This is a genomic window from Armatimonas sp. (genome assembly GCF_031410135.1).
Classification (GTDB): Bacteria; Armatimonadota; Armatimonadia; order Armatimonadales; family Armatimonadaceae; genus Armatimonas.
In genome coordinates this window covers 1-1,545 of record NZ_JANNYP010000783.1, presented here as the reverse complement: position 1 = coordinate 1,545, position 1,545 = coordinate 1, and the positions used below count along the sequence as shown (strand labels likewise).

Sequence of the window (1,545 nt, the reverse complement as noted above, 5' to 3'; positions counted from 1 at the left end):
GGTGGGCAACTTGCTGGAGAAGACCATGTACTCCAACGAGACCATCGAGAGCCTCGACACCAGCCGCACGCCTGAGACGCTTCTGGCAAAAGACGAGAACCCGCGTGTCAAGCAGCTCGCGTCTAAGAGCCGCACGGGGCTCGCCGAGGATGGCAGCTATCTCTCCGATGCCCGCTGTGTGGGCTTTAAGGACGCGCTCTTTGAGTCGATTATCGACCGCTTCTACACCGATCCCACCCTGGTGGCCTATGGCGAGGAGAACCGCGACTGGGGCGGCGCGTTTGCGGTCTACCGTGGCCTGACTGAGGCGCTTCCTTACCACCGCCTGTTTAACTCGCCGATCTCCGAAGCCGCGATTGTCGGCACGGCGGTGGGCTACGCGCTAGAAGGCGGGCGCGTTCTGGCCGAGCTGATGTACTGCGACTTCATGGGCCGCGCGGGCGATGAGATCTTCAACCAGCTCGCCAAGTGGCAGAGCATGTCCGGCGGCGTCTTAAAGATGCCAGTCGTGCTGCGGGTGAGTGTGGGCAGCAAGTACGGTGCCCAGCACTCGCAGGACTGGACGAGCCTGGTGGCACACATTCCGGGCCTGAAAGTGGTCTTCCCCGCCTCGCCCTATGATGCCAAGGGGCTCATGCAATCTGCCCTCACCGGCACCGACCCCGTGGTGTTCTTTGAGAGCCAGCGTCTCTACAACATGCCCGAGCGTTTCCAGGGCCAGTCCGGCGTTCCTGCGACCTCTTATCTTGTCCCCATCGGCGAGCCAGAGATCAAGAAACCGGGCAAGGATATCACGATCCTGACCATCGGGGCCACGCTCTATCGCGCTTTGGAGACGGCTCAGCTCCTGGAAGAGAAGTGGGGTCTCTCAGCAGAGGTGATAGATGCCCGCTCGCTCGTCCCCTTCAACTACGCGCCCGTGATCGAATCCGTCAAAAAGACCGGACGTATTCTACTGGCCTCCGATGCGTGTGAGCGCGGGAGTTTCTTGCACACGATGGCCTCGCACATTGGCCGTGCCGCGTTCTCCTATCTCGATGCCCCCCCGATGGTGATCGGCGCACGCAACTGGATCACCCCACCCGATGAAGTAGAAGATGCTTTCTTCCCCTTCCCGGTAGACTTCCTCGATGCCATCCACACGCATCTCTTGCCCTTGGACGGCTACGAGTCCAAGCGCCCCTGCGACGAAGCCGACTTGCTCCGACGCAACAGCGCCGGGATATGAAGTGGCTGGAAACCCTCAAAGCGCTACTCGCCCCGGTGGACACACGGGGTGAGCAGGAGGAGCTTCGTGCGACCCTACAAGAGACACTCCGCCGCGCAAAAGATAGCCCCAAGCGCTTCGATGATCTGTTACTGATCGTCTTAAAAGAACGCACTCCGGAAACCGCCTGGGATCGGCACAGCGCCATTGTCCGGCTCCTCACAGAGCACATTCCGATGAATAAGTCCAGTGGAGAGATGTGGACGGACGCCGCAGAAAAACTCCTCGTAGAACTTCCCAAACTCTACGGACGGCCTGAGTAAAACACAAATAGCGAA

Annotated in this window: 2 protein-coding genes; both read left to right on the top strand. The window is 60.3% G+C overall.

Annotated elements, in window-relative coordinates; all coding sequences use genetic code 11:
- Window positions 1–1,228, top strand: a 1,228-nt coding sequence (locus tag RMO15_RS28705) for a transketolase C-terminal domain-containing protein (protein ID WP_309721123.1), incomplete at its 5' end; no start/stop codon positions are given.
- Entirely contained in the window at window positions 1,225–1,530 is a 306-nt protein-coding gene (locus RMO15_RS28700; RefSeq protein ID WP_309721120.1) for a hypothetical protein, read from the top strand. The genes RMO15_RS28705 and RMO15_RS28700, both read left to right, overlap by 4 nt.
- Window positions 1,531–1,545 lie beyond the last annotated feature (15 nt).